Consider the following 7,864-nt stretch of genomic DNA (forward strand, 5'->3'; position numbering starts at 1 on the left):
CGATGTACCCGGGTACCCACGCGGACAATGCCCCTGAGCGCCCCGCGGTCATTCTGGCGGAGTCCGGAAAAGTGTTGACCTACCGGCAACTCGACGACAACTCCGCCGCGCTTGCGCGGGTGCTCTACGACGCCGGGCTCCGCCGCGGCGACGTCGTCGCACTGCTCTCCGACAACGCCGCCGAGGTCTTCGAGGTGTACTGGGCGACGCAACGATCGGGCCTCTACATCACCGCCGTCAATCACCACCTGACGGCGCGGGAGGCCGGCTACATCGTGCGTGACTCGGGTGCACGCGCGCTGATAGCCTCGGCTGCGCTGGCCGACCTGGCAATCGACGTCAGCGCGCAGGTCGAAGGTCCCGGGCTGCGGCTTGCCTTCGGCGGTGACGTCGACGGTTTCGCCTGCTACAAAACGGCCCTCGCCGAGGCCGGCCCCCGCCTGCCCCGGGAACCATCCGGCGCGGTCATGTTGTACTCCTCCGGCACAACGGGATTCCCCAAGGGGGTCAAGCCCCCGCTGCCGCATCGGCGTGTCGACGAACCCGGTGATCCGATCGTGGCGATGGCCAGCCACTTCTACGGAATAACAGCCAGCGACGTCTACCTCTCGCCGGCGCCCGTCTACCACGCCGCGCCCCTGCGATGGTGCGGCATGGTGCAGGCGCTGGGTGGAACCGTGGTGCTGGCCAAGAAGTTCGACGCCGAATCCACATTGCGCTACATCGAGCACTACCGCATCAGCGTCGCACAGCTGGTTCCCACCATGTTCGTGCGGCTGCTCAAACTCGACGAGTCCATCCGCGGCCGTTACGACCTCTCGAGTCTGCGGATGCTCATGCATTCCGCCGCGCCCTGTCCCATCGATGTCAAGCGGGCGATGATCGAGTGGCTCGGCCCCATTGTCTACGAGTTCTACGGTTCCACCGAGGCGCACGGCCTGACGTTCATCGATTCCGAGCAATGGCTCACCCACCCGGGGTCGGTGGGACGAAGCGTGCTCGGCGTGCTGCACATCTGCGGCGACGACGGAACCGAGCTACCCGTCGGTGCCGTCGGGACCGTGTACTTCGAACGCGATCATTTGCCGTTCGAATACCACGACGACCCCGACAAGACCGCCGCGGCCCGCCACCCGGAACATCCATTCTGGACGACCGTCGGCGATCTCGGCTACCTCGACCCCGATGGATTCCTGTACCTGACCGACCGAAAGTCGTTCATGATCATCTCGGGTGGGGTCAACATCTACCCGCAGGAAGTGGAGAACGCCCTGGCGCTGCACCCCGCGGTGCTCGACGTCGCGGTCATCGGCGTTCCCCACCCCGAAATGGGCGAAGAGGTCAAAGCCCTCGTGCAGCTGGCGCCCGGGGTGAGCGGGACGGATGCGTTGGCACAGGATCTCATCGACTATGTCCGCGACCGGATCGCCCACTACAAGGCGCCTCGTTCGGTCGACTTCGTCGACGACCTACCCCGAACACCTACCGGAAAGCTGGCCAAAACCAGACTGCGACAGGCGGTTACGGCCCGAAGTTAGTGCCGCTTGTCAGCCGTTCCCATTTCGCGATCTCGGCGGCGCGCGCATCCGTCGCGTAGCGGTAGAAGGCCAGGGCGTCAGGGCCCAGCAGCAGGAAACCCGGAGGCTCACTCGATTCGACGGCCGCGATGATCGCGGCGCCGGCCTTGGCGGGTTCGCCCGCCTGGGTGCCGTGCATGGTGTCGTTCTCCTTGCGACGCTGCCCGGCGGTGCCGGCGTAATCGTCGATGACGGTCGCCGATTGGACGAGCGAGCGCCCGGCGAAATCGGTCCGGAAGGCGCCAGGCTCGACGACGGTCACCGAAATGCCCAGCGGGGCAACCTCACCGCGCAGGGCGCCGCTCATCCCTTCGATGGCGGCCTTGGCCGCCGCGTAGTAGCCGGAGCCCACCGGGGTCACCGTTGCGCCGATCGAGGAGATGTTGACGATCGCCCCACTGCGACGGGCCCGCATGCCGGGCAGCACCGCTTTGATCATGGAGACCGTGCCGAAGAAGTGCGTCTCGAACAGGGTACGCACATCGGCGTCGTCGCCCTCCTCGATCGCGGCGCGGTAACCGTAACCGGCGTTGTTCACCAATACGTCGATGCGGCCGAACCGCTCGTGGGCCTGCCGCACGGCCGAGACGACCTGCGCGGGGTTGGTGACATCGAGGGCGGCCGCGAGCACCCGATCCGGCGCGCCGGACGCCAGGTCGGCGACCTTCGCGACGTCGCGCGCCGTTACGACCGCGTTGTGGCCGGCCCCGATGGCGGCTTCGGCAAGCGCACGACCGAGTCCGGTCGAGCATCCGGTGATCAACCAGGTGGACATGCGGGATGGCTCCTTCTCGCCGAAACCCAACATCTAGGCGTGAAACGCGTTGTCAGACTACGGCAGTGGTTGGCGTCAGGTCACTCGTCGCGCCGCCGTCGATACGGCCGGTTCGCTCGCGTCGGCTAACTTGCCTCGCGGGGAAGCCGCGGCGGTCACGAAAGCATCGTACGAGGGTGGCCCGCCCGGCGGCGGTGGCTTTCGGCAGGCAATTTCTTCTCGTCGATCGCGGGACGGGGCCGTCACAATCAACTATCGTCCGTCTTGAGTAATCGATCGGTACCGGTGAAGGAAATTGGCAGTGAGGACGCTAGAAGGCGTTCTGTCCCGCCACCCGTTCTTCGGCGGGATGGACCCGCGCTATCTGCAGTTGGCGGTCGGGTGCGCGGCGAACCTGCGCTTCGCCGCAGGTGAGTTGATCTTCCGCGAGGGCTACCCGGCCGATCACTTCTACCTGATCCGCGCCGGCCGGATCGCGCTCGAAACCCCCGTTCCGGGCCGGGGCGGCTTGACGGTGCAGACGCTGCAAGCTGGAGACATCCTTGGCTGGTCGTGGCTGGTGCCGCCATACAACTCGCGGTTCGACGCGCGCGCCGTCGAGTCGACGCGCGCCATCGGGTTCGACGGCAACTGCCTGCGCGGCAAGTGCGAAGAGGACCACGAACTGGGGTACGAGCTGCAGAAGCGCGTGATCGCGGTCCTCGGACAGTATCTCGATGCGACGAGGTTCCGGCTCCTGGACATCTATGCCGATGTCATCGGCTGAGCACGACACCGTCCCGCGACAGGCCCCCTAGCCGTCGAATGCCGGACCGTCGAAGCGGTCACGGGTGACGAGCTCCGCGACCGCCCGGCGGCGCAACTTCCTCAGCTGCCGGATGGGTTTGCCGAGCGGCACCACCGCGACGACCGCGTGCCGATCAGGGATGCCCAGCAGTTCGCGGACTCCCTCCTCGGCGGCGACGGCCATCGTCGTGATCGTCCCGCCGTAACCCTCGTTGCGGGCGGCCAGCAGGACGTTCCACACCAGTGGATATACGGAGGCGCCGCCGGCCAGGCCGACGCGGCCCAGATCCTGATCCACGGCCGCCACCACCGTCAAATCGACCGAAAACACAAGCACGACAGGCGCGTTCACGATCGGCGCGACGAACGTGTCGGGGATTTCGGTGCTGTCGATGATGTCCTGCGGCACACGGCTGGGATGGATTGAATTCCATGGGTTTTCGCCCGCCTGCAGCTGGGCGAAGTAGCGACGGGCGGCGGCCTTGCCCAGCTCGGCCAGCCGGCGCCGGGCGTCCGGGTCGCGCACGACGGTGATGTGGGCGCCCTGCCGGTTGCCGCCGCTCGGGGCGAACCGGGCGTTTTCGAAAATGCGCGCCAGCACGCCGTCGGGCACCGGGTCGCCGGTGAATTCCCGCGCCGCGAACGTCGTTCTCATGACGTCATAAAGTTCCATCGGCGCGTCACGCGCTCGCGGCGGCGCGGCGCTCCAGGCGGAAGGTGCGCTTGAACCCGGCCGGCTGCGTGGTCAGGGTGACTTCCACCGCGCCGCTGGGGGCGATGACGTAGCGCTCCTCGACGTCGGGCCCGTCCCGCCACCGGCCCACCGGCTGACGCCCGAGGTCGTCGCGATCATGCAGCGCCGGGTCGAAGGGGAAGAGCACCGGGTCGTAGGGCGTCACGTCGCCGTCGGGCCGGCCGTTGACCAGGCGGCTGCATTCCACGAACCGGAAGTGGCCGATGTTGTGGGCCGCACGATAGGACCGCTTCACCACCAGCGGGGTGTGCCCGTCGGCCGGCAGGGAGACGTCCTTGCACACGATCGGGTCGAAGACCACGCCCGCGCCGGCCTCGGCCTCGCGAAAGACCCCGAAGTTGCGCGAGAAGCGTTCGGACAGCGCGAAATCGGACTCCTTGTCGAGGAAGACCGCCAGGCCGATCGCCGTGGCCGCGAAGGGGTGCGGCGAGCGTTTGACCCGCTTGTCGCCGAAGGTGGTGCGCAGCATCCGGGAGACCAGCGGGAAGCTGCCTGCGCCGCCGACGACGTAGATGCCGGCGACCTCCGACCACGTCACGTCCCGGCCGGCGCCGGCCGGATTGTGCAGCACGCGGTCGAGCAACGCCATCGTCTTGTCGACCAGCGGTGCGCACACCGAATAGACGTCGTCAACGGGGCAGGAGAACGGGGGCCGGTCCGCCCCGCCGACCCCGGTGAGGTCGACCAGGAAGCGGCGCGTCTGTGGACCCACGGCCTCCTTGCGGGCGGCGCACTCCTCCCGCAGCAGGTCGCGGGCCGCCGCGTCCACCCCGGACAGTTGGGAGCGGTCCAGGACGAGCTCGACGATCGCGTCGTCGAAGTCGTCGCCGCCGAGGCGCTGGATGCCCTCACTGATGACGACCTCGTTCGCGTGCCCGGTCATCTTGAGCAACGAGGCGTCGAAGGTGCCCCCGCCGAGGTCGTAGATGAGGACGTACTCCCGCTTGGCGGTGATCGTGGACCGGTAGCGGTGCGCGTATTCGAGGCTGGCGGCCGACGGCTCGTTGAGCAGCGCGGCGACGTGGAAGCCCGCCGCCACGAACGCGTCCAGTGTCAACAGGCGTTGGGCGCTCGAGGCGTTGGCCGGCACGCTGATCGCGGCCTCGATGGTTTCCCCCGCGGTGAGGCTGGCGTTGGAGCGACGCACGAGGTCGCTCTTCAGCTGGGCCAGAAATCCGGTGAGCAAATCGGCCAGGCGGTGGGTGCGGCCGGCCAGGCTCACCTCTGTCTGCGGTCCGGCCTCGTTGAGCAGGCGTTTGAACGACCGCAGCACCGACCATCCCGCGTCGTGCCGGACCGCGGCCGCGTCCGCGCCGAAGCGCAGCTCCCCGGCCGCGTTGGCCGCGACGATCGACGGCCACGCGTCGAGGCCGTCAAACGAGATGACGGGATAGTTGCCTCGGTCGACGGCCGCGACGACGGTGTGAGTGGTGCCAAAGTCGATGCCGACTCTCATCGCGCAAGTTTAGGACCGCGCGGGGGAGTTCGACACGACCTTTTTGCCCGGCGCGTCCCATCGTCTTTGCAACGCGCGCTCAGCGGCGGTGGGAACCAGGCCGGACGGCGCGAACCGCTTCGAGGGCACCGGATCCTCCTCGGTCAGCGGCCTGCCGCCGCCACGAATTGCCCTGGCGGCGACCACAACTCCGGCGGCAAAGACGATGAGGACCACCAGCGCGAAGACGATGGACAGGGTGCCCTGGATGAAGGTGTTCCTGATGACCTCGTCGATTTGATGGGGATTCTTGGCCGCACCGAAGGCGGTCTTGCCGGCGCGCTTGGCCGCCACGAACTGGCCGTGCTGAGTCCAGTAGCCGACGGCGGGATCTCCGGAGAAGATCTTCTGCCACGACGCGGTCAGCGTTACGGCCAGATCCCACAGCAGGGGCAACCCGGGGATCCAGGCCCACCGCAGCAGCCCCTTCTTGATGACGACGACGGTGATGACGGTCAGCGCGATGCCGGCCAGCAGCTGGTTGGCGATGCCGAACAGCGGGAAGAGGGTGTTGATGCCGCCCAGCGGATCGGTCACGCCCATCAGCAGTGTGCTGCCCCAGGCGGCGACCACCGCCAGGCTGCAGATCCACACGCCCGGTCGCCAGCTGGGGTTGCGCAGCCTGGCCATCGGGCCACCGATGTTGCCGAGCGTGTCGGAGAGCATGAATCGGTTGACCCGGGTGCCCGCGTCGAGGGTGGTCAGGATGAACAGCGCCTCGAACATGATCGCGAAGTGGTACCAAAAGGATTTGAGTCCGGCGCCGCCGAACACGCGCTGCAGCACCTCGGACATGCCCCAGGCGAGCGTGGGTGCCCCGCCGGTGCGCGACACGATGGACTTCTCGCCGACGCCGGCGGCGGCCTGGCTGATCTGGTCGGCCGTCGCCGGGGCGCCGGCCAGCCCGAGTGAGTTGACGTAATCCGCGGCGCGGGCCGCGGTGGCGCCGGTCTGCGCGGCAGGCGCGTTGATCGTGAAGTACAGGTGCTGGTTGATGATCGACGCGGTGATCAGCGCCATCACGGCGACGAACGACTCGGTGATCATGCCGCCGTAGCCGATCAGCCGCATCTGGCCTTCTTTCTCCAGCAGCTTCGGGGTTGTCCCGGAGGAGATCAGCGAATGGAATCCCGACAGCGCGCCGCACGCGATCGTGATGAACAGGAAAGGGAATAGCGAGCCGGCGAACACCGGACCGTTGCCCTTGGTGGCGAACTGCGAGATCGCGGGTGCCTGCATGACCGGCCGCGCGATGAAGATGCCGACCGCGAGCAGGGCGATGGCGCCGACCTTCATGAAGGTGGACAGGTAGTCGCGCGGTGCCAGCAGCAACCACACCGGCAGCACCGAAGCGGCGAAGCCGTAGCCGATGAGGCACCAGCACAACGTGACCGGCGAGAGCGTGAACAGCGATGCACCCCAACGGGTTTCGGCAACCCAATTGCCGGATCCCACCGCCGCGAGCAGCAGCGCGAAGCCGATCACCGACACCTCCGTCACCCGCCCGGGCCGCAGGAAGCGCAGGTAGATTCCCATGAACAGCGCAATGGGGATGGTCATGGCGATGGAGAACACGCCCCACGGGCTTTCGGCCAGGGCCTTGACCACGATCAGGGCCAGCACCGCGATCAGGATCACCATGATCACCAGCACCCCGGCCAGCGCGGCCGCACCACCGACCGCGCCCAGTTCGTCGCGGGCCATCTGGCCCAGGGAACGGCCCCGCCGCCGGGTGGAGATCCACAGCACCAGGTAGTCCTGCACGCAGCCGCCGAGCACCGCGCCGAGGATGATCCAGATGGTGCCGGGCAGGTAGCCCATCTGTGTCGCCAGCACCGGACCGACGAGGGGGCCGGCCCCGGCGATGGCGGCGAAATGGTGCCCGAACAGCACCCGCCGGTCGGTGGGCACGTAGTCGGTGCCGTCGTCTAGCACCTCGGCCGGGGTGGCGTGGTCGTCGCGCGGGCGAACGATCTTCATCTCGATCAGCCGGGCGTAGAACCGGTAACCGATGATGTAGGTGCAGATCGCCGCGACCACGAACCAGACCGCGTTCACCGTCTCGCCGCGCGCGAACGCGATGATCGCCCACGCGACGGCACCGACGACGGCGATGACCGCGAACATGACCTTGTGCCGCAGGGTGATGGGGGAGCGGTCGACGATCGCGACGGGCGGCAGTTGTTCGTCGGTGTGGATGTAGCGGACGTCTTTGTCGTGCACTTTCACTGCCACGGCCGAAACCCTACGCGCGCGAAACCGGCAGCGCTCGGTTTGTCAGTACAGCGCCCGCACGGTATCGATGGTGTCGGCCTCGGACGGGGTCCAGAAATCCTCGCGCTACCCCGGCGGTGTGGCGCTGCGGTTCGCCCGTGTGCTGCGTTACCGCGACGACAAGAGCCCGTCCGAGGCCGACACCATCGATACCGTGCGGGCGCTGTACTGACAAACCGAGCGCTGCCGGTTTCGCGCGCGTA

6 protein-coding genes and 1 pseudogene are annotated in these 7,864 nt (G+C 67.8%); 3 read left to right on the top strand and 4 right to left on the bottom strand.

Features of this window, described 5'->3' with window-relative positions; all coding sequences use genetic code 11:
- The first annotated feature begins 2 nt into the window (after positions 1-2).
- Positions 3-1,538: an AMP-binding protein gene (locus tag A5691_RS04470; RefSeq protein ID WP_067782802.1), complete on the top strand. Its 1,536-nt coding sequence runs from the start codon at positions 3-5 to the stop codon at positions 1,536-1,538.
- Here the strand turns inward: A5691_RS04470 and A5691_RS04475 are convergent.
- Positions 1,522-2,352 (bottom strand): oxidoreductase, encoded by an 831-nt coding sequence (locus tag A5691_RS04475; protein WP_067753245.1) that lies wholly within the window; start codon positions 2,350-2,352, stop codon positions 1,522-1,524. The two genes, A5691_RS04470 and A5691_RS04475, sit on opposite strands and share 17 nt — an antisense overlap.
- Before the next feature lie 301 nt (positions 2,353-2,653).
- On the opposite strand from A5691_RS04475, the gene A5691_RS04480 reads away from it, so the two are divergent.
- Positions 2,654-3,118 carry a cyclic nucleotide-binding domain-containing protein gene (locus A5691_RS04480; protein WP_067753241.1) on the top strand — a complete coding sequence of 155 codons (465 nt, stop codon included), beginning with the start codon at positions 2,654-2,656 and terminating at the stop codon, positions 3,116-3,118.
- Between the two features lie 27 nt (positions 3,119-3,145).
- Here the strand turns inward: A5691_RS04480 and A5691_RS04485 are convergent, their stop codons facing one another.
- The 3 genes from A5691_RS04485 to A5691_RS04495 are packed head-to-tail and all read right to left on the bottom strand — an operon-like array spanning position 3,146 to position 7,622.
- On the bottom strand, positions 3,146-3,811 hold the full coding sequence (locus A5691_RS04485) for a nitroreductase family protein (protein WP_067782805.1): 666 nt from the start codon (positions 3,809-3,811) through the stop codon (positions 3,146-3,148).
- 7 nt (positions 3,812-3,818) lie between these two features.
- Positions 3,819-5,348 carry an Hsp70 family protein gene (locus A5691_RS04490; protein ID WP_067782807.1) on the bottom strand — a complete coding sequence of 510 codons (1,530 nt, stop codon included), beginning with the start codon at positions 5,346-5,348 and terminating at the stop codon, positions 3,819-3,821.
- 9 nt (positions 5,349-5,357) lie between these two features.
- Positions 5,358-7,622, bottom strand: a complete 2,265-nt coding sequence (locus tag A5691_RS04495) for a carbon starvation CstA family protein (protein WP_068015645.1) — start codon at positions 7,620-7,622, stop codon at positions 5,358-5,360.
- A 76-nt stretch (positions 7,623-7,698) separates the two neighbouring features.
- Between A5691_RS04495 and A5691_RS28265 the strand changes: the two are divergent.
- Positions 7,699-7,833 (top strand): annotated as a pseudogene (locus tag A5691_RS28265) (hypothetical protein); the annotation flags it as partial.
- Positions 7,834-7,864: the final 31 nt, after the last annotated feature.

This window comes from Mycobacterium sp. E183, from assembly GCF_001667735.1.
Taxonomy (GTDB): Bacteria; Actinomycetota; Actinomycetes; order Mycobacteriales; family Mycobacteriaceae; genus Mycobacterium.